Origin of the sequence: Enterobacter sp. BWH52 (assembly GCF_001037565.1) — a bacterium.
GTDB lineage: Bacteria > Pseudomonadota > Gammaproteobacteria > Enterobacterales > Enterobacteriaceae > Enterobacter > Enterobacter hormaechei_C.
The window spans coordinates 843,069-869,766 of record NZ_KQ089854.1 but is presented as its reverse complement, the minus strand read 5'-3'; the positions used below and the strand labels follow the sequence as shown (position 1 = coordinate 869,766).

General features: G+C 54.0%; 26 protein-coding genes and 2 tRNA genes. 8 read left to right on the top strand and 20 right to left on the bottom strand.

All coding sequences use genetic code 11. The features are described 5' to 3' along the window. Positions 1-88: 88 nt before the first annotated feature. From SK47_RS04075 to proB, 3 genes are all read right to left on the bottom strand, one after another. A tRNA-Thr gene (locus tag SK47_RS04075) sits at positions 89-164 on the bottom strand. Between the two features lie 111 nt (positions 165-275). Further along, on the bottom strand, positions 276-1,529 hold the full coding sequence (gene proA / locus SK47_RS04070; RefSeq protein WP_048243528.1) for a glutamate-5-semialdehyde dehydrogenase: 1,254 nt from the start codon (positions 1,527-1,529) through the stop codon (positions 276-278). A gap of 11 nt (positions 1,530-1,540) precedes the next feature. Then, on the bottom strand, positions 1,541-2,644 hold the full coding sequence (proB, locus tag SK47_RS04065) for a glutamate 5-kinase (protein ID WP_045347084.1): 1,104 nt from the start codon (positions 2,642-2,644) through the stop codon (positions 1,541-1,543). Positions 2,645-2,949: 305 nt separating this feature from the next. Between proB and phoE the strand changes: the two genes are divergently transcribed. Then, positions 2,950-4,002, top strand: a complete 1,053-nt coding sequence (gene phoE / locus SK47_RS04060; protein WP_003863199.1) for a phosphoporin PhoE — start codon at positions 2,950-2,952, stop codon at positions 4,000-4,002. Positions 4,003-4,134: 132 nt separating this feature from the next. On the opposite strand, the gene crl is transcribed toward phoE, so the two are convergent. The 3 genes from crl to gpt all read right to left on the bottom strand — a co-directional run bounded on the left by crl (position 4,135) and on the right by gpt (position 6,400). Beyond that, positions 4,135-4,536: a sigma factor-binding protein Crl gene (gene crl / locus SK47_RS04055; RefSeq protein ID WP_003863201.1), complete on the bottom strand. Its 402-nt coding sequence runs from the start codon at positions 4,534-4,536 to the stop codon at positions 4,135-4,137. A gap of 56 nt (positions 4,537-4,592) precedes the next feature. Then, positions 4,593-5,837 carry an esterase FrsA gene (gene frsA, locus SK47_RS04050; RefSeq protein WP_023295967.1) on the bottom strand — a complete coding sequence of 415 codons (1,245 nt, stop codon included), beginning with the start codon at positions 5,835-5,837 and terminating at the stop codon, positions 4,593-4,595. A gap of 104 nt (positions 5,838-5,941) precedes the next feature. Further along, complete coding sequence (gpt, locus tag SK47_RS04045) at positions 5,942-6,400, bottom strand: xanthine phosphoribosyltransferase (RefSeq protein ID WP_003863205.1); 459 nt, start codon at positions 6,398-6,400, stop codon at positions 5,942-5,944. 259 nt (positions 6,401-6,659) lie between these two features. Between gpt and pepD the strand changes: the two genes are divergently transcribed. Then, positions 6,660-8,117: a cytosol nonspecific dipeptidase gene (gene pepD, locus SK47_RS04040; RefSeq protein ID WP_045347082.1), complete on the top strand. Its 1,458-nt coding sequence runs from the start codon at positions 6,660-6,662 to the stop codon at positions 8,115-8,117. A gap of 55 nt (positions 8,118-8,172) precedes the next feature. Here pepD and dinB read toward each other — a convergent pair whose 3' ends face one another. The 8 genes from dinB to SK47_RS04000 all read right to left on the bottom strand — a co-directional run bounded on the left by dinB (position 8,173) and on the right by SK47_RS04000 (position 15,378). Then, complete coding sequence (gene dinB, locus SK47_RS04035; protein WP_003863209.1) at positions 8,173-9,231, bottom strand: DNA polymerase IV; 1,059 nt, start codon at positions 9,229-9,231, stop codon at positions 8,173-8,175. A gap of 107 nt (positions 9,232-9,338) precedes the next feature. Then, positions 9,339-9,539 (bottom strand): (Na+)-NQR maturation NqrM, encoded by a 201-nt coding sequence (nqrM, locus tag SK47_RS04030; RefSeq protein WP_003863212.1) that lies wholly within the window; start codon positions 9,537-9,539, stop codon positions 9,339-9,341. 2 nt (positions 9,540-9,541) lie between these two features. After that, on the bottom strand, positions 9,542-10,765 hold the full coding sequence (gene nqrF, locus SK47_RS04025; protein WP_023315477.1) for an NADH:ubiquinone reductase (Na(+)-transporting) subunit F: 1,224 nt from the start codon (positions 10,763-10,765) through the stop codon (positions 9,542-9,544). Positions 10,766-10,775: 10 nt separating this feature from the next. After that, positions 10,776-11,372 (bottom strand): NADH:ubiquinone reductase (Na(+)-transporting) subunit E, encoded by a 597-nt coding sequence (nqrE, locus tag SK47_RS04020; RefSeq protein WP_003863217.1) that lies wholly within the window; start codon positions 11,370-11,372, stop codon positions 10,776-10,778. A gap of 6 nt (positions 11,373-11,378) precedes the next feature. Beyond that, complete coding sequence (locus SK47_RS04015; protein ID WP_003863219.1) at positions 11,379-12,017, bottom strand: NADH:ubiquinone reductase (Na(+)-transporting) subunit D; 639 nt, start codon at positions 12,015-12,017, stop codon at positions 11,379-11,381. After that, on the bottom strand, positions 12,010-12,804 hold the full coding sequence (locus tag SK47_RS04010; RefSeq protein ID WP_048243527.1) for a Na(+)-translocating NADH-quinone reductase subunit C: 795 nt from the start codon (positions 12,802-12,804) through the stop codon (positions 12,010-12,012). Before SK47_RS04010 ends, SK47_RS04015 begins: the two co-directional genes overlap by 8 nt. Next, positions 12,797-14,032, bottom strand: a complete 1,236-nt coding sequence (locus tag SK47_RS04005) for an NADH:ubiquinone reductase (Na(+)-transporting) subunit B (protein WP_022647143.1) — start codon at positions 14,030-14,032, stop codon at positions 12,797-12,799. The genes SK47_RS04010 and SK47_RS04005 overlap by 8 nt, the downstream gene beginning before the upstream one ends. 2 nt (positions 14,033-14,034) lie before the next feature. Beyond that, positions 14,035-15,378 carry a Na(+)-translocating NADH-quinone reductase subunit A gene (locus SK47_RS04000; protein WP_023315474.1) on the bottom strand — a complete coding sequence of 448 codons (1,344 nt, stop codon included), beginning with the start codon at positions 15,376-15,378 and terminating at the stop codon, positions 14,035-14,037. A 300-nt stretch (positions 15,379-15,678) separates the two neighbouring features. On the opposite strand from SK47_RS04000, the gene dpaA reads away from it, so the two are divergent. Next, the gene (dpaA, locus tag SK47_RS03995; protein ID WP_023315473.1) at positions 15,679-16,419 is read left to right on the top strand and encodes a peptidoglycan meso-diaminopimelic acid protein amidase; all 741 of its coding nucleotides are present in this window, start codon (positions 15,679-15,681) and stop codon (positions 16,417-16,419) included. Here dpaA and SK47_RS03990 read toward each other — a convergent pair. Next, positions 16,390-17,157, bottom strand: coding sequence for a class II glutamine amidotransferase (locus tag SK47_RS03990; RefSeq protein WP_003863229.1), 768 nt, complete (start codon positions 17,155-17,157; stop codon positions 16,390-16,392). The two genes, dpaA and SK47_RS03990, sit on opposite strands and share 30 nt — an antisense overlap. 48 nt (positions 17,158-17,205) lie before the next feature. Continuing rightward, complete coding sequence (gene lpcA / locus SK47_RS03985) at positions 17,206-17,784, bottom strand: D-sedoheptulose 7-phosphate isomerase (RefSeq protein WP_003863232.1); 579 nt, start codon at positions 17,782-17,784, stop codon at positions 17,206-17,208. 239 nt (positions 17,785-18,023) lie between these two features. Between lpcA and fadE the strand changes: the two genes are divergently transcribed. Next, the gene (gene fadE, locus SK47_RS03980) at positions 18,024-20,468 is read left to right on the top strand and encodes an acyl-CoA dehydrogenase FadE (RefSeq protein WP_048243526.1); all 2,445 of its coding nucleotides are present in this window, start codon (positions 18,024-18,026) and stop codon (positions 20,466-20,468) included. Between the two features lie 108 nt (positions 20,469-20,576). After that, complete coding sequence (locus SK47_RS03975) at positions 20,577-21,347, top strand: amidohydrolase (protein WP_045337373.1); 771 nt, start codon at positions 20,577-20,579, stop codon at positions 21,345-21,347. 100 nt (positions 21,348-21,447) lie between these two features. Here the strand turns inward: SK47_RS03975 and SK47_RS03970 are convergent. Further along, positions 21,448-21,524, bottom strand: a tRNA-Asp gene (locus SK47_RS03970). Between the two features lie 132 nt (positions 21,525-21,656). Then, complete coding sequence (dnaQ, locus tag SK47_RS03965; RefSeq protein ID WP_003863237.1) at positions 21,657-22,388, bottom strand: DNA polymerase III subunit epsilon; 732 nt, start codon at positions 22,386-22,388, stop codon at positions 21,657-21,659. Between dnaQ and rnhA the strand changes: the two genes are divergently transcribed. Next, positions 22,342-22,920 carry a ribonuclease HI gene (gene rnhA / locus SK47_RS03960; RefSeq protein WP_160840538.1) on the top strand — a complete coding sequence of 193 codons (579 nt, stop codon included), beginning with the start codon at positions 22,342-22,344 and terminating at the stop codon, positions 22,918-22,920. The genes dnaQ and rnhA overlap by 47 nt on opposite strands. Here rnhA and SK47_RS03955 read toward each other — a convergent pair whose 3' ends face one another. After that, a complete protein-coding gene (locus SK47_RS03955) occupies positions 22,921-23,637 on the bottom strand; it encodes a class I SAM-dependent methyltransferase (RefSeq protein ID WP_017383714.1) in 717 nt (238 codons plus the stop codon). It lies immediately after the preceding gene. A 32-nt stretch (positions 23,638-23,669) separates the two neighbouring features. Between SK47_RS03955 and gloB the strand changes: the two genes are divergently transcribed. Both gloB and mltD read left to right on the top strand, forming a co-directional pair. Then, positions 23,670-24,428: a hydroxyacylglutathione hydrolase gene (gloB, locus tag SK47_RS03950; RefSeq protein WP_022650425.1), complete on the top strand. Its 759-nt coding sequence runs from the start codon at positions 23,670-23,672 to the stop codon at positions 24,426-24,428. Between the two features lie 68 nt (positions 24,429-24,496). Next, positions 24,497-25,861, top strand: a complete 1,365-nt coding sequence (mltD, locus tag SK47_RS03945; RefSeq protein ID WP_022650424.1) for a murein transglycosylase D — start codon at positions 24,497-24,499, stop codon at positions 25,859-25,861. A 52-nt stretch (positions 25,862-25,913) separates the two neighbouring features. On the opposite strand, the gene SK47_RS03940 is transcribed toward mltD, so the two are convergent. Next, entirely contained in the window at positions 25,914-26,687 is a 774-nt protein-coding gene (locus tag SK47_RS03940; RefSeq protein WP_003863245.1) for a class I SAM-dependent methyltransferase, read from the bottom strand. Positions 26,688-26,698: the final 11 nt, after the last annotated feature.

Sequence of the window (26,698 nt, the reverse complement as noted above, 5' to 3'; positions counted from 1 at the left end):
GCAAAGGCGTTTACCAAGTGTTATCAAGGATGATAATGAAAGATACAATCCTTTAGGTTTTTGACGATAAGTGATTGATTTTCTTAGATGGTGCCGATAATAGGAGTCGAACCTACGACCTTCGCATTACGAATGCGCTGCTCTACCAACTGAGCTATATCGGCCCTGAAAGGCCGGTTACGAGCGTAACCACGGGGCAAAAGAGTAGATCTAACCGGGTGATGCGTCAATGCCCTTTTGAATCAAACGGCTATTTTTGCATCACCCGCGATTATTTACGCACGAATGGTATCATCACCAAAGCCGATCCACTTGTAGGTGGTCAGCGCTTCCAGCCCCATCGGACCGCGGGCGTGCAGCTTCTGTGTGCTCACCGCCACCTCCGCGCCCAGACCAAACTGGCCGCCATCGGTAAAGCGCGTCGAGGCATTGACGTAAACTGCAGACGAATCCACTTCATTCACAAACCGATCGGCATTGCGCAGGGTGCGCGTCAGGATCGCGTCAGAATGCTGGGTTCCGTGTTCACGAATGTGCGCAATAGCGTCATCGAGATCCGCAACTACCTTCACGTTCAGATCCAGCGACAAATACTCATCGTCGTACTGCTCCGCGTTAACCGGAACGACCTTCGCCGGACCGTCTTTCAGCAGGGCGAAAGCCTTCTCGTCCGCATGCAGCGTGACGCCACTTTCCGCCATCTGCTTGCTCAGCGCTGGCAGGAAGGTACTGGCGATGCCCTGATGCACCAGCAGCGTTTCCACCGTATTACAGGTGCTTGGACGCTGTGTTTTAGCGTTGACGATAATCTTCAGCGCAGGTTCTACCTCCGCGGTGTCATCCACCACGATATGGCATACGCCAATACCACCGGTGATCACCGGAATGGTAGATTGCTCGCGGCACAGCTTGTGCAGGCCCGCACCGCCGCGTGGGATGAGCATGTCGATGTATTTGTCCATGCGCAGCATATCGTTAACCAGAGCACGGTCGGGGCTTTCAATCGCCTGCACGGCACCCGCCGGTAAACCACACTCCTCCAGCGCCTGCTGAATGACGTTTACCGTCGCGGCGTTGGTGCGCCAGGTCTCTTTCCCGCCACGCAGGATCGCGGCGTTACCGGTCTTCAGGCACAGGGAGGCGACATCCACCGTCACGTTTGGACGCGCTTCGTAAATCACCCCAATGACGCCAAGCGGCACGCGACGACGTTCAAGGCGTAACCCGCTGTCGAGCACCCCACCGTCAATCACCTGCCCTACCGGGTCGGCGAGGTTGCACACCTGACGGACGTCGTCGGCAATACCTTTCAAACGCGCCGGGGTCAGCGCCAGACGGTCGAGCATCGCTTCGCTCAAGCCGTTGCGACGCGCTTCCAGCAGATCCTGCTCGTTGGCGAGCAAAATTTCCTGCGACTGAGATTCCAGATAATCAGCGATTTTTTCCAGCACGCGGTTTTTCTCGCGGCTGGAAAGGAGCGCCAGTTTATACGAGGCGGCTTTCGCGGCTGCGCCCATTTGTTCCAGCATGTTCTTGCTCCTTAACGAATAATCATGTCGTCGCGATGCACGGCAACCGGGCCATATTCATAGCCCAGGATAGCGTCGATCTGCTGGGAATGGTGGCCAGCAATCCGACGCAGCGCGTCGCTGTTATAACGGCTTACGCCATGAGCGATGTCGCGACCTTCAAGGTTACGGATTCGGATCACTTCACCACGCGAGAAGTTGCCTGTCACGCTTTTAATTCCTTTTGGAAGTAACGAGCTTCCTCTTTCCAGAATAGCGGCGGTCGCGCCTTCATCCACGATCAATTCGCCAGCCGGGGGCGCACCAAAGATCCAGCGTTTTCGGTTTTCCAGCGGGGACGCCTGGGCGTGGAAGCGAGTGCCCACAGAGATGCCTTCCATCACATCACCGATTACGCCCGGACGGCTGCCTGCGGCGATGATGGTGTCGATACCGGCCCGGCACGCCACGTCCGCGGCCTGTAGCTTGGTGCCCATGCCGCCTGTTCCCAGACCAGAAACGCTGTCACCCGCGATGGCGCGCAGCGCATCGTCAATGCCGTGAACGTCTTTGATCAGTTCAGCCTGTGGATTAGAGCGCGGATCAGCGGTAAACAGCCCCTGCTGATCGGTCAGAAGCAGCAGCTTATCGGCCCCTGCCAGGATCGCCGCCAGCGCAGAGAGGTTATCGTTGTCGCCCACTTTGATTTCAGCGGTGGCAACAGCGTCGTTTTCGTTAATGACCGGAACGATATGGTTATCCAGCAGCGCGCGCAGCGTATCGCGGGCATTCAGGAAACGTTCTCTGTCTTCCATATCCGCACGCGTCAGCAGCATCTGCCCGACGTGAATGCCGTAGATGGAGAACAGTTGTTCCCAGAGCTGTATGAGTCGGCTTTGTCCCACGGCGGCCAGCAGCTGTTTGGAAGCGATCGTCGCGGGGAGTTCGGGGTAACCCAGGTGTTCACGCCCGGCGGCAATCGCCCCGGATGTCACAATTACAATACGATGCCCTGCGGCATGCAACTGAGCGCACTGACGTACAAGCTCAACGATATGGGCACGATTCAGGCGGCGCGATCCGCCTGTTAACACACTGGTACCGAGTTTTACCACCAGCGTCTGGCTGTCACTCATGATTCTCTGCCGTTCAACAATAAGGGAAAATGATGTCAGTCAGACGTTTTAACAGGTGTCAGCCCCGTTGCCAACTGCCTTAGCGCATGACCCGTCACTTTGTTGCGCGGGATCAGGAAGCGTAGCGGCAGATTTTGACAATTTTATTACCGAAAAATTAAAACATACTTTTTTAGACATATTCTTACTTTGTCATAAAACTTTCACCCACGAACGATAAAACCCTTCCTGTTTTTCACGGGGTAATAAGCCGAATCTTATTACTCAGCGAATATTAGCGCGTTTTTATAAAATCAGGATTGAAAATGAAAAAGAGCACTCTGGCATTAGTGGTAATGGGCGTAGTTGCTTCCGCATCTGTTCAGGCAGCAGAAGTTTATAATAAAAACGGGAATAAACTGGACGTGTACGGCAAAGTAAAAGCAATGCACTACATCAGTGATGATGACGCTAAGGATGGTGACCAGACTTATGTTCGTTTCGGCTTTAAGGGTGAAACGCAGATTAACGATCAGCTGACGGGCTACGGACGTTGGGAAGCTGAGTTCGCGGGTAACAAAGCTGAAAGCGACTCTTCTCAAAAAACACGTCTGGCATTTGCCGGGCTGAAACTGAAAGACTTCGGCTCACTGGATTATGGCCGTAACCTGGGCGCGCTGTATGATGTCGCCGCATACACCGATATGTTCCCGGAGTTCGGCGGTGACGGCCTGGCACAGACCGATAACTTCATGACGAAACGCGCCTCCGGTCTGGCCACATACCGTAATACCGATTTCTTTGGCCTGGTTGACGGCCTGAATATGACCCTGCAATACCAGGGCAAAAATGAAAACCGCGACGTGAAGAAGCAAAACGGTGACGGCTTCGGTACCTCCCTGAGCTATGACTTCGGCGGCAGCGATTTTTCTGTGATTGGTGCGTATGCCAGCTCCGACCGCACCAACGAGCAAAACCTTCAGGCACGCGGCGAAGGTAAAAAAGCAGAAGGCTGGGCAACCGGTTTGAAATATGATGCCAATGATATTTATCTGGCCACTATCTATTCCGAAACCCGCAATATGGCCCCTATTTCCGGTGGCTTTGCAAATAAAGCGCAAAACTTCGAAGTGGTCGCGCAATATCAGTTTGACTTTGGTCTGCGTCCATCTCTGGGTTACGTGCAGTCTAAAGGCAAAGATATCGAAGGTATCGGCGATGAAGATATCGTGAAATACATCGACGTAGGTGCGACATATTATTTCAACAAAAATATGTCTGCGTTTGTTGATTATAAGATCAATCAGATTGATGACGATAATAAACTGGGCGTAAGCAGCGATGATATCGTTGCGCTGGGCATGACCTACCAGTTCTGATGTTGTGGTAATAAAAAAACCGGCGCTGAGCCGGTTTTTTTGTGCCCGGTGACGCTGTGCTTACCGGGCGTACGGGATAGTACATTTTTCAGACCGGGTAAGGCGTAGCCGCCACCCGGCGCTGGGACATCATCAGGCTCTCAGTTTCACCGCTTCGCTGGAAAAATCGTCCGCAGGCTCCAGCTTCAGATCCAATGTTGCCAGCAGGTCGCGAGCTCTGCCGTGAAATTCTTTTAGCGTATGCTCCAGGCGATCGATCACTTCCTGATCTTTGATGCTCGTCGCCTGCCAGTGCCCGTCTTTATTAAACAGGCCAAACTGATAGGTATAGGTAAAACGGTTTTCCTGCGCTTCCATTTCCATCCACCAGCCCCAGAACTCACGTTTTTCGGGTGCAGGCTTCACGTTGACGCAAACAGCCAGGCAGTCGAAAAAAAAGCGATTCTCTTCACACTGCTCTTCTCGAATATACGGGCCAAGAGCCATGAACTTCTTAATCAGTCTACTTTTCGGGTGTCCACTCGGTAACGTCATTGCGATCTCCTTTTGTGAAGCACTGTTTTACCAAACCAACGAAATTTAGCAAACTATTAACACAATCTCTGCGTGATCCAGCGTGTGATCTCTTTCAGCGCTTTGTCAAAATTCTGGTACACCGGGCTGAAGGGCACCTCCAGCAATTTACCATCAGAAGATGACGACGTGATTAAGCGTGACTCCTCTTCCGGGCTAAACGGATCGTTCTTCCAGAAACCGGACATCATCGGGGTTGGGCAGCGGCGGCCGAGTAAGCCCTGCGTTTTTAATGAATAACGATTAAGTTCAATGCGCAACGCTTCGTCTGAAGCATCATGCATGCCAAGTCGGCTCGCCAGTACGTCCAGATACATCTCAGGAACGCTACCCTGACGCGCAGGATCGCTTAACAGAGCATGCACCACCGGACCAAGACAGGCGACGGCCTTCAGGCGTGAAGATTCAAGGTAGGCAAGCCGTACCGCGACGTTAGCGCCGAAGCGGAAGCCAAACGCGCCAACCCGGGTGTGATCAACCCAGGGGATATTCTCCAGCGCTTTTAATGCATGCTGGTGCAGCAGGCTGGAGTCTTGCGTAAGTTTCCATTTGGATGAAAAACCAATGGAAGGCATATCAAGCGTCAGCATGGCGATTCCGTTTGGGGCAAAGTAGCGCTCATACAGGCTGTAATAGTCAATTTGTAACGAGTCCAGTCCACCGCACATCAGAACCGTCGGGAACGGCCCTTCCCCCTCCGGCATATGCAGGAATCCGGTCACCGGGCTGCCGCCGGGAATGGCGAACTCAATTTCACGCATCCGGCCAGGCAACCGCTGCGCAGCCTCTTCATAAGCCCGGTTTGCCAGCGCCTGCGCCTGCTCTGCCAGTTCGTCGCCTTTAAGATGCGGATATGCAGCGATGCTGTAAAGGTTTGCCGCATGCAGCCAGTGCTTGCCGCTGAGAGTGGCATCTTCTTCCTGGCTCGCTTTTTGCTGCCAGAGCATGGCCTGCTTTGACCATTCGTAGATCCAGTTTCCACCACGGTAGCCCACTACCGTATCGTAGAGATCGCTGTCGGTACGCTCGGACTCGCTCATCACGATACGCGCCTGCACGTCGAGGATTTCACGCGGATCGATGCCGCGCCAGATCCACATCAGGCGGTTAATCATTCGATACCAGTGGGGCACGTTTTTACCGTCTAACGCTGACTGAACGGCAGGCATTGTCCCCGGATTAAACCGACGCACCAGCGTCGACGTTTCAGGGTGCTTGAAACGGGGTTTGAAGAGAGTTTCGGTGAGATTCGCCTGCGTCATTGCGTTGCCTCCATGGATACGTCATATGAAGACCATTGTAACGCGTGGCAGGGTAAAAAGAACAACGCCCGGCATAACCGGGCGTGTAAAGTTACGTACTGAAATTAACGGCCAGAGATAGGCGGTACGAAGACCACGCCCATATCCCATGGCTGTTCAATCCAGGTATCCTGCGGGATATCAATGACGTAATCATCAACCAGTGGGCGACCCGCTGGTTTCGCGAAGATAGTGACGAAGTGCGCTTTTGGATACATTTCGCGGATAGCCACCGCAGTACCGCCGGTATCCACCAGATCGTCGATAACGATAAAGCCTTCACCGTCGCCTTCCGCGCGTTTCAGCACTTTCAGTTCGCGCTGGTTGTCGTGATCGTAGCTGGAGATACATACGGTATCGACATGACGAATACCCAGCTCACGTGCCAGCAGCGCCCCCGGTACCAGACCGCCACGGCTGACGGCAATAATGCCTTTCCACTGTTCGGAAGGCATCAGACGCGCAGCCAGTTTGCGTGCGTGAATCTGCAACATGTCCCAGGTGACGACGTATTTTTCGCTCATGTGAAGTGTCCCAGCCTGTTTATATACGGCTTAAAAAAAATGAGGGTGAACCAGGTTGCGCGAGATTATAGAGATCTGACGCACTAAAAACCAGTGTTACGCGCCATGAGCCTGAGTTTTTACATGCTTAATGCTACCAGCCACGGGAGAAAGTGGTATTCTCAGTTGCATCTCGCAAGCCTGACTTGTGGTAATAATCAACCTGCTAACCCTGTGACCTGCAACATTGTTTTGCAGCGCATCGACAAGGAGACCTATCGTGTCTGAACTGTCTCAATTATCTCCACAGCCGCTGTGGGATATTTTTGCCAAAATCTGCTCCATTCCGCACCCTTCCTATCACGAAGAACAGCTTGCCGAACATATTATGGGCTGGGCAAAGGAAAAAGGTCTGCACGCTGAACGCGACCAGGTTGGCAATATTCTTATCCGCAAACCTGCCACCGCAGGTATGGAAAACCGTAAGCCAGTGGTATTGCAGGCGCACCTGGACATGGTACCGCAGAAAAACAACGACACCGTTCACGACTTCACAAAAGACCCGATTCAGCCGTACATCGACGGCGAGTGGGTGAAGGCGCGCGGCACGACCCTGGGCGCAGATAACGGTATTGGTATGGCTTCCGCGCTGGCCGTGCTGGCTGACGACAGCGTTGAACACGGTCCGCTGGAAGTGCTGCTGACCATGACTGAAGAAGCGGGCATGGATGGCGCGTTCGGTCTCCAGGCAAACTGGCTGCAAGCGGACATTCTGATCAACACCGACTCCGAAGAAGAAGGTGAGATCTACATGGGCTGCGCGGGCGGGATCGATTTCATCTCTACCCTGCCGCTGTCCCGCGAAGCGATCCCTGCTGGATTCGAGACCTTTAAGCTGACGCTGAAAGGGCTGAAAGGCGGTCACTCCGGCGGTGATATTCACCTGGGCCTGGGCAACGCCAACAAACTGCTGGCGCGTTTCCTGGCGGGCCATGCCGCTGAACTGGATCTGCGTCTGGTGGACTTCAACGGCGGTACTCTGCGTAACGCGATCCCTCGCGAAGCCTTCGCTACCTTGGCAGTGCCTGCGTCGAAAGCGGACGAGCTGAAAAACCTCTCCAGCGTGTATCTGGAGATCCTGAAAAACGAACTGTCTGCAAAAGAGAAAAACCTGACGGTGGTGCTGGAGTCCGTTACGACGGATAAAGCCGCGCTGACCGCACAGTCTCGTGACACGTTCGTCCAGCTGCTGAACGCAACGCCAAACGGCGTTATTCGCAACTCTGACGTGGCGAAAGGCGTGGTGGAAACCTCCCTGAACGTGGGCGTGGTGACCATGGGTGACGACAGCGCAGAGATCATCTGCCTGATCCGTTCCCTGATCGACAGCGGTAAAGAGTACGTTGTGAGCATGCTGGAATCTCTGGGTACCCTGGCGGGCGCGAAAACGTCTGCAAAAGGCAGCTACCCGGGCTGGCAGCCGGATGCAAGTTCTCCGGTCATGGCACTGGTGCGTGAAACTTATCAGCGACTGTTCAACAGCACCCCGAACATTCAGGTTATTCACGCGGGTCTGGAGTGTGGTCTGTTCAAGAAACCGTATCCGGATATGGACATGGTCTCCATTGGGCCGACCATCACGGGTCCACACTCCCCGGATGAACAGGTTCATATTGAAAGCGTCGGTCACTACTGGACGCTGCTGACTGAGCTGCTGAAAGCAATCCCTGCGAAGTAATTCGTCGTCTGTTGCCCGGTGGCGCTACGCTTACCGGGCCTACAATTAGCGTAATCTACAGTCCCAACACCAGCTGACGCTCCAGCTGCGGATCCAGCAAGGTGACGTGCAGCCCCACCAGCCTCACCCCTCGCCCGCCCCGCCGTTCTTCCCATGCCTTTTTTGCCGTCGCGATAAGATCCTCTTTGTTGAGGCGTGGCCAGACGTGTTCCTGCGTCGTTTGCTGAAAATCGTTAAATTTCAGTTTGATGCCCTGCCGGGCAATAAGCAGATCCGGTTTGACCTTCAGTAAGCGTCGTTCAAGTTCAGGATAGAGTTGTTCCGTAATAATGGTTTCACATTCGGTCCAGTCATGGATATCTTCACTCAGCGTGCGTTCAACGCCGACCGATTTACGCAGCCGTTCGTTGTTCACATCCCGGTCATCAATGCCCTGACTGCGTTCCCACAGTACGCGGCCAAACTTGCCAAAACGCTTAAGCAGCAGCGCCAGATCGCTGCGCTGAACGTCTTCGCAGGTGCGTAGCCCCATACTTTCCAGCTTCGCGGCGGAGACTTTGCCCACTCCGGGGATTTTGCTGAGCGGCAGCGTCTTTAAAAACGCCGAAACCTCTTCCGGAGTGATAACGTACTGGCCGTTGGGCTTATTTAAATCGGAGGCGATTTTGGCGAGAAATTTGACCGGCGCGACACCCGCCGATGCCGTCAGGTTCAGCTCGTTGAAAATAGTCTGGCGGATCTCCTGCGCCATCAGGGTGGCGGAGCCGTGGCAGTGCACGCTGTGGGTGACATCCAGATAGGCTTCATCCAGCGATAACGGTTCAATCAGTGAGGTGTAGCGGGAAAAGATCTCCCGAATGTGGCTCGATGCTTCTTTATAGGCATCAAAACGTCCGGGCAAAAGAGTGAGATGCGGGCACAGTTTCAGCGCCATCGCTGTCGGCATGGCGCTGCGCACGCCGTATTTGCGAGCAGGATAGTTGGCGGTGCTGATGACACCGCGCTGTACCCGGCTGCCGCCAATGGCAATGGGAATATCCCGCAGCGCCGGGTTGTCACGCATCTCCACTGCGGCAAAAAAGCAGTCCATATCGACGTGGATTATTTTGCGCATAGTAAGCCCTCACTCGTTACTGGATAAGTATACAGTAAACAAATGAGGGTTGAGAAGTGTGCATGGAAATTGTCGGGTGGCGGCGTTGCCTTACCCGACCAGGAAGACTAAATAATGCGTTGCTGCTCGCGAGCCATCCGCTTTTTCCGCGCATCGCACGGTTCCGGACAATCGCACACTTTTTCCATTCCGATGGAAGAGATGCCTCCGCAACTGCCCTGAATGCTTTTACGCTTGATGATCCAGCCTAAGGACATGCCGAAGATCACCAGCACAAACACCGCAAAGGTCGCCAGAAAGGTCAGCATAATCAGCCTCCGAAATCATCGAGCATGATGTTCTCATCTTCCACGCCAAGATCTTTTAGCATCTTAATCACGGCCGCGTTCATCATTGGTGGACCACACATATAGAACTCGCAGTCTTCCGGTGCCGGGTGCTGTTTGAGGTAATTTTCATACAGCACGTTGTGGATGAAGCCCGTATAGCCTGTCCAGTTATCTTCCGGCTGCGGATCGGATAACGCCACATGGAAGGTAAAGTTAGGGTTATCACGTGCCAGTTGTTCAAACTCATCGTCATAGAACATTTCGCGCAGTGAACGCGCTCCGTACCAGAAGCTGATCTTGCGCTTGCTGCCAAGTCGTTTGAGCTGGTCAAAGATATGCGAACGCATCGGCGCCATACCCGCTCCGCCGCCGATAAAGACCATCTCCGCGTCAGTATCTTTGGCAAAGAATTCGCCGAACGGGCCGGAAATCGTCACTTTGTCGCCAGGCTTGAGGGACCAGATATAGGATGACATGACGCCAGGGGGGGCATCAGGCACATTCGGTGGCGGCGTGGCGATACGCACGTTGAGCATAATAATGCCCTTCTCTTCCGGGTAGTTAGCCATGGAATAGGCGCGGAGCGCGGGCTCTTTTACCTCGGAAACAAAGCGGAAGAGGTTAAATTTATCCCAGTCGGCCCGGTACTCTTCGGGCACGTCGAAGTCAGCATACGCGACGGTGTGTGCCGGACATTCAATCTGGATATACCCACCCGCACGGAACGGGACGCTCTCCCCTTCAGGGACACGCAGCTTGAGCTCTTTAATGAACGTGGCTTTGTTATCGTTAGAGATAACTTCGCACTCCCATTTTTTCACGCCGAAGATCTCCTCCGGCAGCTCAATCTTCATGTTCTGGCGCACAGCGACCTGACACGCCAGACGGCATCCCTCTTTCGCTTCACGCTTCGTAATATGCGACAGTTCCGTTGGCAGAATATCACCGCCGCCCTCTTTCACCGTCACACGGCACTGGCCACAGGAGCCACCGCCGCCACAGGCAGACGAGACAAAAATCCCGTTGCCGGAGAGCGTGTTAAGCAGCTTATCCCCTGCCGGGGTACGGATCTGATTCTGCGGATCGTCATTGATATCAATGATCACATCCCCGGAATTGACCAGCTTCGCACGCGCCGCCAGGATCAGCCCTGACAGCACCAGTACTATCAGCGTGAACATCACCACGCCAAGAATAATTTCCATTTGTTAGCCCTTATAGCTGCACACCGGAGAAGGACATAAAGCCCAACGCCATCAGGCCGGTGGTGATAAAGGTGATCCCTAAGCCACGAAGCCCCGCAGGTACGTTGGCATATTTCATTTTTTCACGGATCCCCGCCATGGTAACAATCGCCAGCATCCAGCCGATACCGGAACCGAAGCCATACACAACCGATTCACTGAAGTTGTAATCACGCTGAACCATAAAGGAAACACCGCCAAAAATGGCGCAGTTCACGGCGATCAGCGGCAGGAAGATCCCCAGCGCGTTGTACAGCGACGGGAAGTATTTATCGAGGATCATCTCCAGGATCTGAACAAGCGCCGCAATCACTCCGATAAAGGTGATGAAGTTCAGGAAGCTAAGATCAACCCCCTCCACCAGCGCGCCATCGCGCAGCACGAAGTTGAATACCAGGTTGTTAATCGGAACGGAAAGCCCCAGCACAACGGTAACTGCCACGCCCAGACCAAATGCCGTCGATACCTTTTTAGAAACGGCAAGGAACGTACACATGCCCAGGAAGAAAGCGAGCGCCATGTTTTCAACAAACACCGCGCGCACAAATAAACTCAGGTAATGAGCCATTGTCGGTTACTCCTTTTCCTGCTGTTCAGGCTTCAACGTACGAATCAGCCAGATCAGCAAACCGATAATGAAAAATGCGCTTGGGGCCAGCAGGAACAGGCCGTTCGGCAGATACCAGCCGCCGTTCTGTACCGTATCCAGCACCGGAATGCCAAACAGCTTGCCGCTGCCAATAAGTTCGCGCAGGAAACCAACCGTCAACAGGATTACGCCGTAACCCAGGCCGTTGCCGATACCGTCCATAAAGCTCGCCAGCGGCGGCATTTTCATCGCATAGGCTTCAGCACGCCCCATCACGATACAGTTGGTGATAATCAGGCCGACAAACACCGAAAGCTGCTTCGAGGTTTCATAGGCGAAGGCGCGCAGGAGCTGATCGACCACGATCACCAGCGAGGCGATGATCGCCATCTGCACGATGATCCTTACGCTGTTGGGTATGTGGTGGCGGATCATTGAGATAAACATGCTGGAAAAAGCTGTCACCAGCGTTACCGCCAGCGTCATGACCACCGCCGTTTCCAGCTTGGTGGTGACCGCCAGCGCCGAGCACACCCCCAACACCTGAAGCGTTATCGGGTTATTGGCTAACAGCGGGCCAATCAGCACCTTTTTAACTTCTTTCAGTTCACCCGTATCAGCCATTATTCAGCGCTCCTTCATGTACATTCTTCAGGAAGGGACCAAAGCCCAGTTCACCCATCCAGAAATCAAAGCTGTGCTGCACACCGTTTGAGGTGAGCGTGGCGCCGGAAAGGCCATCAACGGCAAATTCATCGCCGGGACGCGCGCCCCCTTTTACCACCTTCAGCGCAGGCTGGCCGTTGTCGTCGAGCACTTTTTTACCAACAAACTGTGCCCGCCAGTTAGGGTTCTCAACTTCGCCCCCCAGCCCCGGCGTTTCGCCCTGATCGTAATAAGTAATGCCTTTAACCGTACGGCCGTCGGTATCCAGCGCCACAAAGGCGTACATCATTGACCATAAACCGTTGCCATAGATGGGCAACACGATTTTCTGAATGCGTTTTTGCTCGTCACGGACGAGGTAAATCTCCGCGACATTGCTGCGGCGCTTAATGCCTGCCGGATCCTGCGAGGCGTCAAGCGTGGTGCTCATTTGCGGATCTTTTAGCGCCAGCGCCTGGTTGTATTTCGCCGGGTCTTTATCCATTAACTCCCCGGTTTTTAAATCCACCAGCCGTGCGGTAATACGTTCGGCAAACACCGCTGCGACGTCATCCTTCGTCATGCCTTCCTGCATCAGCCCGGCAACGGCCAGGATGTTACGCTGTTTATCCAGCGCACGTTGCTCCTGCTGTAGCGGTTTCAACCCTACGGCAGAACCGGCCACGACAATGGAACAAACCAGACACAGTACCAGCACCACCAGCAGCGTTTTGCTGATGCTGTCGTTATTTTTGATCTCAGCCACGCGCCTTCCTCCGCTTAATGTTGGCGCGCACGACCAGGTAGTCGAACAGCGGCGCAAACAGATTGGCAAACAGAATGGCCAACATCATCCCTTCCGGATAAGCCGGGTTGACCACGCGAATCAGTACACACATCACCCCAATGAGCGCGCCGTAACACCATTTACCTCTGTCGGTAAACGAAGCCGAGACCGGATCGGTGGCCATGAACATCATGCCAAACGCAAAGCCTCCCAGCACAAGGTGCCAGTACCACGGCATGGAGAACATCGGGTTTGTGTCTGAACCAATGAAGTTGAAAAGCGTGGCGGTGAGTACCATCCCGAGCATGACGCCAGCGACAATGCGCCAGGACGCCACGCGGCCAAAGAGGATGATAGCCCCGCCGATCAAAATCATCAGGGTAGACACTTCACCGATGGAGCCTGGAATATTGCCGATAAACGCATCAAACCAGGTGACAGGCTGTCCGGTTGCATTATTGACCAGCGTTTCGCCGCCGCCAGCCGCCCACTGTGAAAGTGGCGTCGCGCCGGAGAATCCGTCTGCTGCCGTCCACACCAGGTCGCCCGAGATTTGCGCCGGATAAGCAAAGAACAGGAACGCGCGTCCTGCCAGCGCCGGGTTGAGGAAGTTGCGTCCGGTCCCGCCGAAGATCTCCTTGGCAATCACCACGCCAAAGCTGATCCCCATCGCCGCCTGCCAGAGCGGCAGCGTTGGCGGAACAATCAGCGCAAACAGAATAGAGGTAACAAAGAAGCCCTCGTTGATCTCATGTTTGCGAATAATGGCGAACAGCACCTCCCAGAAACCGCCCACGATAAAGACAGTCATATAGATGGGGAGGAAGAAGACAGCGCCCAGCGTCATCATGCTGATCCAGCCGGCATCTGCCGCAAAGCTCACCCCCAGCGACTGTGCCAGACGATAGTGCCAGTCAGACTGAATCACCTGCGCCAGCTGCTCTGCATCATACATATGGTGCAGCGCCGGAATAGTTTGCAACCCAACGTTATACATCCCCCAGAACATGGCCGGGAAGACCGCAAACCAGACCAGAATCATCATTCGCTTGAGGTCGATGGCGTCGCGAACGTGCGCCGCGCCTTTCGTTACCAGACCCGGCGTGTAGAAAATGGTCGTTGTCGCTTCATACAGCGGGTAGTACTTTTTGAGCTTCCCTTCGGTAAAGTGCGGCTCAATTTTTTCAAAGAGGTGTTTTAAGCCCATGTTTATCCTTCCTGCTCAATGCGGGTTAACACCTCGCGCAATACGGGTCCATATTCGTATTTACCTGGACACACATAGGTACACAGCGCCAGATCTTCTTCGTCCAGCTCCAGACAGCCCAGCGCCTGGGCACCGTCGGTATCACCGGCCAGGAGATCCCGCAGCAGCACGGTGGGCAGAATATCCAGCGGCATCACGCGTTCGTAGTTGCCAATCGGAACCATGGCGCGCTCACCGCCGTTGGTGCTGGTGGAGAAGTTAAACAGCTTATGACGCAGGAAGTGGCCGAGCGTGGTGCGGGTTACCGAGTATTTTTCTGCGCCAGGCAGTACCCAGCCGAACAGCTCTTTATCGCGTCCTTCAAGCACCACACTCACCTGAAGATGGAAACGACCCAGCCAGGCCATCGGGCCTGTCGCGTGCCTGCCGCTCAGCACCGAACCGGAAATAATACGGTTTTCACCCTCTTTCGTTTCGCCAGCCAACAGCGCCGTCAGGTCAGCCCCAAGCAGCGTGCGAACCAGACGCGGTTGGGTTGCCTGAGGGCCGCCGATGGCAATAATGCGTTCTGCGCACAGCTCACCCGTGGTGAACAGCTTACCGATAGCGATCACGTCCTGATAATTAAGATGCCAGACCTGTTTCGTCAGGCTTACCGGCTCCAGGAAATGAATATGCGTTCCCACCAGCCCCGCCGGATGCGGGCCGGCAAATTCATTAAAGGCCACCTGCCCTTGCGGATGACCGCCCAGCTTACCGCCGCTGGCCTGGCAGACATGCACTTTGCCCGGCGTCAGGCGTGTTAACACGGTGAGGCCGGCATCGAAAGCTTTTCGTTCCGCCAGGATAAGAGGCTGCGGATCTGCGCTGAGCGGGTTGGTGTCGATGGCCGTAACGAAGATAGCGGCCGGCACAGTGCCTGGCACGGGCGTTTTGCTATAGGGCCGCGTGCGAAGCGCCGTCCACAGTCCCGACTCCAGCAGTTGCGTCTGCACCACGTCGTGGCTGAGGGTGGCGAGATCGGCGGCGTCAAAACGCGCAAATTCGCGTTTCTCATCACCTTCAATTTGAATAACAACCGATTGCAGGACGCGACGCTCACCACGATGGATGGCAACAACGGTGCCGCTGGCTGGGGCTGTAAACATAACGCCAGGATTTTTTTTATCCTCGAAGAGTGCCTGGCCTTTTATTACGCGATCGCCTTCCTGTACCAGCATCGCAGGACGCATGCCCACGTAATCATCACCTACAATGGCGACATGATGAATACTGGCGCCGGTGGTAACGTGCTGTTCAGGCACGCCAGAGATTGGCAGATCGAGTCCTTTTCTGATTCTAAACATGTGGTTAGCAGGTATCCATGAACAACAATCCAGAGAGGCCGGAGTGTACCATTTTAGGCCCTGCCAGGGGCAGCAAATCCGCCGTCTGGCGCGCCGAAATGCGAGCTATTGCGCAAAGTTCCTGGAGTCAGGACAATGTGAATGGGTTATAAAGTAAAACTAATTTGTAAACGCAAAGGTTGGCTCTTGCGAAAATCTCCATCGGTGCTAATGTGAGCGCTCCTGTCCAGATTAGTCTGATTTCGGGTGTCTTTTGCCGTTCTGGCAAGTTGGTCATTGTTTTATCAAGGAACCAGTAGTATGCGTAAAATCGCATTGTTCATTGCGATGCTTCTGATACCGTGCATGTCGTTTGCCGGGCTGCTTGGCAGTAATAGTTCAACGACGCCGATCAGTAAAGAGTATAAACAGCAGTTGATGGGATCCCCGGTTTATATTCAAATCTTCAAGGAAGAGCGCACACTCGATCTGTTTGTCAAAATGGGCGAGACGTATCAGCTGCTCGATAGCTACAAAATCTGTAACTATTCTGGCGGGCTGGGGCCGAAACAGCGGCAGGGTGACTTCAAAAGTCCGGAAGGGTTTTACAACGTTCAGCGTAACCAGCTAAAACCGGACAGCCGCTTCTATAAAGCGATTAACATCGGTTTCCCCAATGCCTTCGACCGTGCGCACGGTTACGAAGGGAAATACCTGATGATCCACGGCGCCTGCGTGTCTGTCGGCTGTTATGCGATGACGGATTCCGGCATTGATGAAATCTTCCAGTTTGTCACGGGCGCACTGGTCTTCGGTCAGCCGAATGTTCAGGTCAGCATCTATCCGTTCCGTATGACGGATGCGAACATGGCACGCCATAAGTACTCTGTTTACACAGATTTCTGGAAACAGCTAAAACCGGGCTATGACTACTTCGAGCAGACCCATAAGCCGCCGGTGGTGTCCATCGTCAATGGCCGTTATGTGGTGAGTAAACCGCTCAGCCATGAAGTGGTTCAGCCGCAGCTGGCGTCAAATTACGCGGTCCCCGAGACAAAATAGCGCCCACTCGCCTGGCATGATCTTTTGCCAGGTTTCGTTGCCCGTCAGTGGCTGCGTTGCAATGACAGTGACCACATCGTTCGGTGTGGTCTCCTTCTGAAAATCAATTTCCACATCCTGATCGAGCAGCGTGGCGACACCAAACGGCGCACGTCGGGTGATCCAGAACAGATTTGTCGAGCAGAACGCCATCACGTAGCGCCCGTCAGACAGCAGCATATTAAAGACGCCTTTCGCGCGTAACTCAGACGCCAGTGACGCTATGTACTTAAAAACGGCGGTCATGTTGCCGGGCGTACGGGGATAGCGCTCGGTCAGCTTGTGCAGCAGCCAGCAAAATGCTTTTTCGCTGTCCGTTTCACCGACAGGACGAAAATTGCCGGTTTCCAGTGATTTATAGCCCGAGAGCTGCCCGTTGTGCGCATAGGTCCAGTTACGGCCCCACAGTTCACGGGTAAACGGATGGGTATTTTCCAGCGCCACTTCGCCGCGATTGGCCTGGCGGATATGGGCGATCACCGAACAGGATTTAATAGGATAGTCCTGCACCAGTCTGGCAATGGGTGAGTTAAAGCTGGGCTGTGGATCTTTAAACGTGCGGCATCCTTTGCCTTCGTAGAAGGTAATGCCCCAGCCGTCTTTATGCGGCCCGGTTCCTCCACCGCGCTGAACCAGCCCGGTAAAACTAAAGCAGATATCGGTTGGCACATTGGCGCTCATCCCGAGCAGTTCGCACATAGATCACCTCCACAACAGCGGGGGGCACCGGCGCCCCCCAGCGAAGTCTTACTTAACCATCTCTTTTTCGATCAATTGGATCAGGATGTGGATCACTTTGATGTGAATTTCCTGAACGCGATCGGCATAACCGAAGTGTGGAACGCGGATTTCAATGTCCGCTGTACCGTCCATCTTACCGCCATCTTTCCCGGTCAGGGTGATCACTTTCATGCCCTTCTCACGCGCGGCGGCGATCGCTTTGATCACGTTAGCGGAGTTACCGGACGTGGAGATACCGAGAAGCACATCGCCTTCACGGCCTACGGCTTCAACGTAGCGGGAAAAGATGTGGTCGTAACCAAAGTCGTTGCCTACACAGGAGATGTGGCTCACGTCGGAAATCGCAATCGCCGGGTAGCCCGGACGGTTTTCGCGATAGCGTCCGGTCAGCTCCTCGGCGAAGTGCATGGCGTCACAGTGGGAACCGCCGTTACCGCAGGAGAGCACTTTACCGCCGGCTTTGAAGCTGTCGGCAAGCAGGACCGCCGCGCGCTGAATAGCGTGAATATTGGCATCATCTTTCAGAAAGTTCGCCAGCGTTTCCGCCGCTTCGTTCAGTTCGTTACGAATAAGATCCTGGTACATGAGGATAATCCTTCAGTATTGATGAAATAACACAGTGGAGTGTACCGGATAGCAGTAAAAGCGAGAAGCTAAAGCCATGCGAATCGTCCGGCGTTTTGATTTTTTGTGCCGGCTAAAACGCGAACAATGTGAACCAGGTTGTAATTATTTTGTAAACACATTGCTAAAGGAAATGACATCAACTACAACCATATCATCACAAGTGGTCAGACCTCCTACAAGCAAGGGAGCTTTTCTTTATGATGATTTTGAGCATTCTCGCAACCGTTGTACTGCTCGGTGTGTTGTTCTATCACCGTGTCAGTTTATTCCTGAGTAGCCTGATTCTTCTGGCCTGGACGGCTGCACTTGGCGTCGCTGGCCTGTGGAATATCTGGGTTCTTGTTCCCCTGGCCATCATTTTACTGCCGTTTAACCTGACGCCGATGCGTAAGTCGATGATCTCTGTGCCGGTGTTCAGGGGATTCCGTAAAGTGATGCCGCCGATGTCGCGTACAGAGAAAGAAGCGATTGACGCCGGTACGACCTGGTGGGAAGGCGATCTGTTCCAGGGCAACCCGGACTGGAAAAAGCTTCACAACTATCCACAGCCGCGTCTGACCGCCGAAGAACAGGCCTTTATTGATGGTCCGGTAGAAGAAGCGTGCCGCATGGCAAACGACTTTGCCATCACTCACGAAATGGCCGACCTGCCGCCTGAGCTGTGGGCATACCTGAAAGAGCATCGCTTCTTCGCGATGATCATTAAGAAAGAGTATGGCGGTCTGGAATTCTCCGCTTACGCTCAGGCTCGCGTGCTGCAAAAACTGGCGGGTGTCTCCGGGATCCTGGCGATTACCGTTGGCGTGCCAAACTCCTTAGGCCCGGGCGAGCTGTTACAGCATTACGGTACAGAAGAGCAGAAAGATCACTACCTGCCGCGTCTGGCGCGTGGCCAGGAAATTCCGTGCTTCGCGCTGACCAGCCCGGAGGCGGGCTCTGATGCCGGCGCGATCCCCGATACCGGCGTGGTTTGCATGGGCGAGTGGCAGGGCCAGCAGGTGCTGGGCATGCGCCTGACCTGGAACAAACGTTATATCACCCTCGCGCCTATCGCCACGGTGCTGGGCCTGGCGTTCAAACTCTCTGACCCGGAAAAACTGCTGGGCGGTGAAGAAGATCTGGGCATTACCTGTGCGCTGATCCCAACCTCGACCCCAGGTGTTGAGATTGGTCGCCGTCACTTCCCGCTGAACGTACCGTTCCAGAACGGTCCTACCCGCGGTCAGGATATCTTTGTCCCGATTGATTACATCATCGGTGGCCCGAAAATGGCCGGTCAGGGCTGGCGTATGCTGGTAGAATGTCTGTCTGTGGGCCGCGGCATTACCCTGCCGTCGAACTCAACCGGCGGTCTGAAATCGGTGGCGATGGGGATTGGGGCTTACGCGCATATCCGCCGTCAGTTCAAAATCTCCATCGGCAAGATGGAAGGTATCGAAGAGCCGCTGGCGCGTATTGCGGGCAATGCCTACGTGATGGACGCCGCAGCCTCGCTGATTACCTACGGAATTATGCTGGGCGAAAAACCCGCCGTGCTGTCGGCAATTGTGAAATACCACTGTACCCACCGTGCACAGCAGTCAATTATTGATGCAATGGATATCGCAGGCGGTAAAGGGATCATGCTCGGTGAAGGCAACTTCCTGGCACGCAGCTATCAGGGCGCTCCGATTGCCATCACCGTTGAAGGGGCAAACATCCTGACCCGCAGCATGATGATCTTCGGTCAGGGCGCCATTCGCTGCCATCCGTACGTGCTGGAAGAGATGGCCGCCGCGCAGAATAACGACGTGGATGCCTTCGACAAGCTGCTGTTCAAACATATCGGTCACGTCGGCAGTAACAAGGTGCGCAGCTTCTGGCTGGGCCTGACGCGCGGGCTGACCAGCGCGACGCCGACCAGCGATGCGACTAAACGTTATTACCAGCACCTGAACCGCCTGAGCGCTAACCTGGCCCTGCTGTCTGACGTCTCGATGGCCGTTCTTGGCGGAAGCCTGAAGCGTCGCGAGCGCATCTCTGCCCGTCTGGGCGACGTGCTGAGCCAGATCTTCCTGGCCTCTGCGGTTCTAAAACGTTACGACGATGAAGGCCGTCAGGAAGCGGATCTGCCGCTGGTGCACTGGGGCGTGCAGGATGCGATGTATCAGGCCGAACAGGCAATTGACGATCTGCTGGCGAACTTCCCGAACCGCTTCGTGGCAGGTGCCCTGCGCGTCGTGATCTTCCCGACCGGTCGTCATCACCTGGCGCCGTCCGACAAGCTGGATCACAAGGTAGCGAAGATCCTTCAGGTTCCGAGCGCAACCCGCTCTCGTATTGGTCGGGGTCAATATCTGGCACCTACCCCGCATAACCCGGTAGGTTTGCTGGAAGAGGCGCTGCTTGACGTGATGGCCGCCGACCCGATTCACCAGAAGATCTGCAAACAGCTGGGCAAAAACCTGCCGTTTACACGACTGGATGAGCTGGCAAAACAGGCGCTGGCGGGTGGCATCATCGACAACAGCGAAGCCGCACTCCTGGTGAAAGCCGAAGAGAGCCGTCTGCGCAGTATTAACGTGGATGATTTCGAACCAGAAGAGCTGGCGACACAGCCGGTAAAGCTGCCGGAGAAGCACCGCAAACCTGAAGCCGCATAAGACGTTCAGCGTCCATCAACCCCGCTCCGTGCGGGGTTTTTTAATGCCACATTTTCTCGTAATGACGTGCTACAGTGTCAAAAAGCGATCTTTTAAGGAGTCGGTATCGTGCCTGGTTTGAAGATTTCTGTTTTGCAGCAGCCTTTAGTTTGGATGGACGGCCCCGCCAACCTTCGCCATTTCGATCGCCAGCTCGAAGAGATTAGCGGTCGCGATGTGATTGTCCTGCCGGAGATGTTCACCACGGGTTTTGCGATGGAGGCTGCAAAACAGTCGATGCCGCAGGACGAGGTTGTGGCCTGGATGCACGCCAAAGCGCAGGAGACAAACGCGCTGGTTGCCGGTAGCGTCGCCCTCCAGACCGAACGCGGGCCGGTTAACCGCTTCCTGCTGGTCGAGCCAGAGGGAAAGGTGCATTTCTACGATAAGCGCCACCTGTTCCGCATGGCGGATGAACATCAACATTATGAAGCCGGAAGCGAACGCGTGGTATTTGAATGGCGTGGCTGGCGTATTCTGCCGCTGGTCTGCTATGACCTGCGCTTCCCGGTGTGGTCGCGCAACCGCAACGATTATGACCTGGCGTTGTACGTCGCCAACTGGCCCGCCCCACGCTCCCTGCACTGGCAGGCTTTACTGACCGCGCGCGCGATTGAAAATCAGGCTTATGTCGTTGGCTGTAACCGCGTAGGAACGGACGGCAACGGGCATCACTATCGCGGTGACAGCCGGGTGATCAGTCCGCAGGGTGAGATTATTGCCACCGCCGAGCCGCATCAGGCAACACGAATTGACGCTGAGATCTCGTTAACGGCGTTAAAGGAGTATCGGGAGAAGTTTCCGGCCTGGCAGGATGCAGATCAGTTTACGATCGGATAAACGCAACCCGCGATGTTACCCTGGCTTATCGCCTTGCGTAACATCAGGGAAAAGCAGAAATGAAAAAGGCCCACGTTATAAATAACGTGGGCCTGAATAGTGGCGGAACGGACGGGACTCGAACCCGCGACCCCCTGCGTGACAGGCAGGTATTCTAACCGACTGAACTACCGCTCCACTGTTCCCGTTTGGGGAACGAGGCGAATATTACGGTTTGCCTCTGAACTCGTCAACGCTTTTTCTCAGGTTTTGAATCGTTTGCTGCAAAATTCACCCAAACGGTGATTTAACAAACGTTTCGGCACATTTTCACGTGCGCCACAAACAGCTTCCGCCCTTCTTCTGCACTAAATCGAGACGAGATTCATGGTTCATCAGTTCTTCATCACTGGCTAAAACAACCCGCAGGCGATTCGCCTGACGCACAATGCGCTGAATTCCCCCTTCATCCCGCGTTTGCTGGGATTCATTTTCCATACTGAATTTCATCGACGTTTGACCGCCGGTCATGGTCAGGTAGACATCGGCCAGGATCTGGGCATCGAGCAACGCGCCGTGCAGCGTTCGCTTGGTGTTGTCTATCTCATAGCGAGAGCACAGGGCATCAAGGCTGTTACGCTTGCCGGGGAACATCTTCCTTGCCAGCGCCAGGCTATCCGTGACTTTACAGAACGTATTCGTCTTCGGAATATCACGGTTGAGCTTGCTGAACTCATAGTCCATAAAGCCGATATCGAACGACGCGTTATGAATGACAAGTTCCGCACCTCTGATGTAGTCGAGAAATTCATCTGCGACGTCGGCAAAGGTGGGCTTATCCAGCAAAAACTCGTCGGCAATTCCGTGAACGCCGAACGCTTCCGGGTCCACCAGCCGATCGGGTTTGAGGTAAACGTGGAAGTTGTTGCCCGTAAGGCGACGGTTCACCACTTCAACGGCACCAATCTCAATGATTTTATGCCCTTCGTAGTGGGCGCCAATCTGGTTCATACCGGTGGTTTCGGTATCGAGAACAATCTGGCGAGTAATTGCAGTGCTCATAGCGGTCATTTATGTCAGACTTATCGTTTTACTGAACGTTTCAAATACAGGAAGTCTACCAGAGATGCGTAAACAGGTAGAAATTTTCACCGATGGATCTTGTCTCGGTAACCCAGGGCCCGGCGGCTATGGTGCCATTATGCGCTATCGCCAGCATGAAAAAACCTTTAGTGAAGGCTATTTCCTGACCACCAACAACCGCATGGAGTTGATGGCGGCCATCGTGGCGCTGGAAGCGTTAAAAGAACATTGCGACGTGGTGCTGAGTACCGACAGCCAGTATGTCCGCCAGGGCATTACCCAATGGATCCACAACTGGAAAAAACGCGGCTGGAAAACGGCAGAGAAAAAACCGGTCAAGAATGTCGATCTCTGGAAGCGTCTTGATGCCGCCCTCGGTCAGCACGAAATCAAATGGGAGTGGGTAAAGGGGCACGCCGGTCATCCTGAAAACGAACGCTGTGACGAGCTGGCTCGCGCGGCGGCATCCAACCCAACCCATGAGGATGCAGGTTATCAACCTGAATCCTGATCACGGTTTTTTGTATTGCCGCGTGGCCCCCACGGTCTGGCGGATCCGCGTTTTTGATTTGCTTTGCTTCATTGGGTTTAGCGTAAGGGGGATCGTCCTCTTACGCGCGACAATAAATTGCATGCAGCCCAGCGCGGGTAAATGGGTGCTTAATAAAACCCCGCCTTTACGCGTCCAGGGGATGACCTGAAAACCCCCATAGCTCAGCACTTCGAAATTTAACAGTGAAAGCCAGTCCAGCTGGCGCATCATGGTAAACATCCTGCTGTTATAGGGCGGCGTGCGGCGCAGAACGGGCGTCAGTTTACGTAGCCCCATCAGACTCAGCGGATTAAAACCGCTCAGGATCAGCCAGCCGTCATCAATCAAAACGCGGTCGGCTTCCCGCAGCAGACGATGGGGATCGCTGCACCAGGGCAGCGTATGGGCGAGCAGACAGGCATCAATGGATTTTTCCGCAAACGGCAAATGCAGCGGATCCGCTTTCACCTGAACCGGGGAGCCATTAAGCGATACGCTAACCTGATGCGAGATAGCGCAGCTTTCGGTATTGATTTCTGCGCTCAGATTGCCAATCTTAAGCAGGTGAAAACCATACATTTTCGCGAGCCAGGGTTTAAGCTGAAGTTCTAAGGCCTCGCGATAATATTCACCCCAGGGCAACTCTGCCCAACGTTCCGGTGGTGCGACAGTCTGAGGTATCCTTGCCGGTTTCATCAAAACACCCGCCACGCTATAAGAGGTAATGCATGAATCTTATCAGTATTTCCGCCTTTCAGGACAATTACATCTGGGTTTTAGTCGACGACGATCGCAGATGCATCATTGTTGATCCAGGCGAATCCGCACCGATCCTGCACGCGATAAAAGAAAACGGCTGGCAGCCTGAAGCGATCCTACTTACCCATCACCATCACGATCATGTCGGCGGTGTTCCCGATCTCCTTGCGCGCTATCCTCATCTTCCCGTCTACGGACCGGCAGAGACACAGGATAAGGGTACGACGCAAGTTGTCGAAGAAGGCGAAAGTATCCTCATCCTCGGGTGGGAGTTTTCCGTATTTGCTACGCCAGGTCACACTTCCGGTCATCTCTGTTTCTACAGCAAACCTTATCTGTTTTGTGGCGACACGCTGTTTTCTGGCGGCTGTGGAAGGCTGTTTGAAGGCACGCCAGAACAGATGTATCAATCTTTACAAAAAATTAATGCGCTTCCAGCCGACACCGTAATTTGTTGCGCACATGAGTATACATTAGGGAATATGAAGTTTGCTGCAAGCGTGCTGCCTGAGGATCGGGCGATTCAGGATTATTACCTGAAAGTGAAGGAGTTACGTGCAAAAAACCAAAAAACACTCCCCGTAATTCTGAAAAATGAACGACAAATTAATTTATTTTTAAGAACTGATGATGTTGATTTAATTAATAAAATTAATCAAGAAACAAATTTGTTACAACCTGAAGCGCGATTTGCATGGTTAAGGTCAAAGAAAGATAACTTCAGATAATTGCGGGTTGCCTTTTCAAAATTTCGCCGTTATCATCGCTCGTCTTTTAAGCAACTATTGACACACACATGAAGGCAAAAGCGATATTACTCGCCTCTGTCCTGCTTGTAGGTTGCCAGTCACAAAACGGCAGCAACGTACAACAGCACGCACAGAGCCTTTCTGCGGCTGGTCAAGGGGAAGCAGGGAAGTTTACGAGTCAGGCGCGATGGTTGGACGATGGGACATCCTTCGCGCAGGAACAAGACTTGTGGGCCTCTATTGGCGACGAGCTAAAGATGGGAATTCCGGAAAACAGCCGGATTCGCGAACAGAAACAGAAGTATTTGAGAAATAAGAGCTATCTCCACGATGTAACATTACGGGCAGAGCCGTATATGTACTGGATAGCCGGGCAAGTTAAGAAACGTAACATGCCTATGGAACTGGTACTACTACCCATAGTGGAGAGCGCTTTTGACCCGCACGCGACGTCTGGCGCCAATGCAGCAGGCATCTGGCAGATCATTCCGAGCACAGGGCGAAATTATGGTTTAAAGCAGACCCGCAACTACGATGCGCGTCGTGATGTTGTCGCTTCAACGACAGCCGCTCTCGACATGATGCAACGTCTGAACAAGATGTTTGACGGCGACTGGTTATTGACTGTCGCGGCGTATAACAGTGGTGAAGGTCGTGTACTGAAGGCAATGAAAGCGAATAAAGCGCGTGGAAAATCCACAGACTTCTGGTCGCTCTCACTGCCACAGGAAACAAAGATTTACGTACCGAAAATGCTGGCACTGAGTGACATTCTCAAGAACAGCAAACGTTACGGTGTACAACTGCCAACACCAGACGAAAGTCGTGCACTGGCGCGTGTCCGCCTCAGCAGCCCGGTTGATATTCAACAGGTTGCCGATATGACGGGTATGTCGGTAAGTAAGCTTAAAACCTTTAATGCAGGTGTTAAAGGCTCCACGCTGGGTGCTAGTGGCCCACGCTATGTGATGGTTCCGCAGAAACATGCGGAACAGTTACGAGAGTCTTTAGCTTCGGGTGAAATCGCAGCCGTTCAGTCCACGCTGATCGCTGATACGTCGCCTGTAAGCAGCCGCAGCTATAAGGTGCGTTCAGGTGATACGCTTTCAGGTATTGCATCACGTCTTGGCGTGAATGCGAAAGATCTCCAGCAGTGGAATAATCTGCGCGGATCTGGTCTGAAAGTGGGTCAAACGCTGAACGTAGGTGCAGGTAGCAGCGCACAGCGTCTCGCTAAAAACAGCGATAGCATTACCTATCGCGTACGTAAAGGCGACTCGCTGTCCAGTATTGCTAAGCGTCACGGCGTAAACATCAAAGATGTGATGCGCTGGAACAACGATACTGACAACCTGCAACCTGGCGACCAGCTGACGTTGTTTGTGAAAAACAGCGCTACGCCAGATTCCTGATAGTACGTTCGCTTGTTAAAAAGGCACCGATTCCCCTCGGTGCCTTTTTTGTTTATCCTGCTTTTTGCGCTTCAGCCATAATGGTGTCGCTAGTAAACGAACCATCGTCATGCAGCTCAAAGTACGCCTTCACATCAGCAGAGGCGCTCTCCTGGTACAATCGGATCGCCTGAGTTAATGCCTCGGGGGTGCGCATCCGCGCAATCCATGACGCAAACTCCAGCGGCAAACGGTCGGTTATCAATGAGCGTGAAATCAAGCCGGCTTCGGTGATAAACGTAAGCCACTCTCCACTGGAGTAGTTTTGCACGTGCGAGGTATCACGCAGCGCTTCAACCGTCTGGAGCCAGATATTTCGTACCGGATGTCCGGGAGACATCACGTCCATGATGATGAAGATTCCGCCCGGTTTGAGTACGCGTTTCACTTCCCGTAATGCCTGCCCCACATCATGCCAGTGGTGTGCAGAGTAACGGCTAATCACAACCTCAAACGATGCATCCTCAAAGGGTAATGATTCAGCGTAGCCCTGGCGCGTCGTGACGTTATTCAGTCCTTTCGCTTTCGCCGCTTCAGCGACCACATCGAGCATCTGGCTCGATAAGTCATACGCCGTCACCTGAGCAACCTGCTCTGCGGCGGTAAAACTGGCATGCCCTGCCCCGCAGCCTAAGTCCAGCACGTGCGCGTCAGGAAACGCGGCGAGCCGCTCGCCGAGACGCACCAGGTCGCGGCCAGAGGCGTGCACGGCGCTGCTCAGGTAGGCACTTGCCTGCGAACCAAACTGTTTTTCGACGTTGTCATGATGGGAGTGTGTTGTTGTCATGTTGCTGTCCT

Excerpts from the sequence above, each read along its gene's own strand:
- dinB (WP_003863209.1), bottom strand. The coding sequence starts at position 9,231 with ATGCGCAAAATAATCCACGTCGATATGGACTGCTTTTTTGCCGCAGTG.
- proB (WP_045347084.1), bottom strand. The coding sequence starts at position 2,644 with ATGAGTGACAGCCAGACGCTGGTGGTAAAACTCGGTACCAGTGTGTTA.
- SK47_RS04000 (WP_023315474.1), bottom strand. The coding sequence starts at position 15,378 with ATGTTTAGAATCAGAAAAGGACTCGATCTGCCAATCTCTGGCGTGCCT.
- nqrF (WP_023315477.1), bottom strand. The coding sequence starts at position 10,765 with ATGGAAATTATTCTTGGCGTGGTGATGTTCACGCTGATAGTACTGGTG.
- SK47_RS03955 (WP_017383714.1), bottom strand. The coding sequence starts at position 23,637 with ATGAAACCGGCAAGGATACCTCAGACTGTCGCACCACCGGAACGTTGG.
- dnaQ (WP_003863237.1), bottom strand. The coding sequence starts at position 22,388 with ATGAGCACTGCAATTACTCGCCAGATTGTTCTCGATACCGAAACCACC.
- gpt (WP_003863205.1), bottom strand. The coding sequence starts at position 6,400 with ATGAGCGAAAAATACGTCGTCACCTGGGACATGTTGCAGATTCACGCA.
- SK47_RS03940 (WP_003863245.1), bottom strand. The coding sequence starts at position 26,687 with ATGACAACAACACACTCCCATCATGACAACGTCGAAAAACAGTTTGGT.
- SK47_RS03990 (WP_003863229.1), bottom strand. The coding sequence starts at position 17,157 with ATGTGCGAACTGCTCGGGATGAGCGCCAATGTGCCAACCGATATCTGC.
- crl (WP_003863201.1), bottom strand. The coding sequence starts at position 4,536 with ATGACGTTACCGAGTGGACACCCGAAAAGTAGACTGATTAAGAAGTTC.
- proA (WP_048243528.1), bottom strand. The coding sequence starts at position 1,529 with ATGCTGGAACAAATGGGCGCAGCCGCGAAAGCCGCCTCGTATAAACTG.
- frsA (WP_023295967.1), bottom strand. The coding sequence starts at position 5,837 with ATGACGCAGGCGAATCTCACCGAAACTCTCTTCAAACCCCGTTTCAAG.
- SK47_RS04005 (WP_022647143.1), bottom strand. The coding sequence starts at position 14,032 with ATGGGCTTAAAACACCTCTTTGAAAAAATTGAGCCGCACTTTACCGAA.
- gloB (WP_022650425.1), top strand. The coding sequence starts at position 23,670 with ATGAATCTTATCAGTATTTCCGCCTTTCAGGACAATTACATCTGGGTT.
- fadE (WP_048243526.1), top strand. The coding sequence starts at position 18,024 with ATGATGATTTTGAGCATTCTCGCAACCGTTGTACTGCTCGGTGTGTTG.
- phoE (WP_003863199.1), top strand. The coding sequence starts at position 2,950 with ATGAAAAAGAGCACTCTGGCATTAGTGGTAATGGGCGTAGTTGCTTCC.
- SK47_RS04015 (WP_003863219.1), bottom strand. The coding sequence starts at position 12,017 with ATGGCTGATACGGGTGAACTGAAAGAAGTTAAAAAGGTGCTGATTGGC.
- lpcA (WP_003863232.1), bottom strand. The coding sequence starts at position 17,784 with ATGTACCAGGATCTTATTCGTAACGAACTGAACGAAGCGGCGGAAACG.
- nqrE (WP_003863217.1), bottom strand. The coding sequence starts at position 11,372 with ATGGCTCATTACCTGAGTTTATTTGTGCGCGCGGTGTTTGTTGAAAAC.
- nqrM (WP_003863212.1), bottom strand. The coding sequence starts at position 9,539 with ATGCTGACCTTTCTGGCGACCTTTGCGGTGTTTGTGCTGGTGATCTTC.
- dpaA (WP_023315473.1), top strand. The coding sequence starts at position 15,679 with ATGCGTAAAATCGCATTGTTCATTGCGATGCTTCTGATACCGTGCATG.
- mltD (WP_022650424.1), top strand. The coding sequence starts at position 24,497 with ATGAAGGCAAAAGCGATATTACTCGCCTCTGTCCTGCTTGTAGGTTGC.